This window comes from Pseudoalteromonas sp. GW168-MNA-CIBAN-0100, from assembly GCF_040309225.1.
GTDB lineage: Bacteria > Pseudomonadota > Gammaproteobacteria > Enterobacterales > Alteromonadaceae > Pseudoalteromonas > Pseudoalteromonas arctica.
This window is the reverse complement of the sequence record NZ_JBEOOL010000889.1, coordinates 1-249: the sequence shown is the minus strand read 5'-3', so window position 1 is coordinate 249 and position 249 is coordinate 1. Positions and strand designations below refer to the sequence as shown.

Here is a 249-nt window from a genome sequence, read left to right as displayed (position 1 = left end):
GATATATTATTCATCAATGTATCAAAGTCAGCATGATGCAGTGTTTTTATTTCAAAACTTCCTATTATCTTCATAGTTGGTTTTGAGCAGTAAATTATTACTCTACGACTTATATTTAATTCATTTAGATCAGGAAATTTCTTTCTAAACTCAAACTTTTTTTCGCCTACAGTAATTTCTTTGACATACTTAGGTTTAATCGACAAAAGAATGTGTCGTTTCATTTCATTGTTTTCCATACTAATATGA

The 249-nt window shown here is 27.7% G+C and carries 1 protein-coding gene; it reads right to left on the bottom strand.

Annotation, left to right across the window (positions count from 1 at the left end; genetic code table 11):
* Window positions 1–224 (bottom strand): ASCH domain-containing protein (locus AAEY62_RS23870; protein ID WP_350636944.1); only part of this gene is annotated, 224 nt, incomplete at its 3' end.
* Window positions 225–249: the final 25 nt, after the last annotated feature.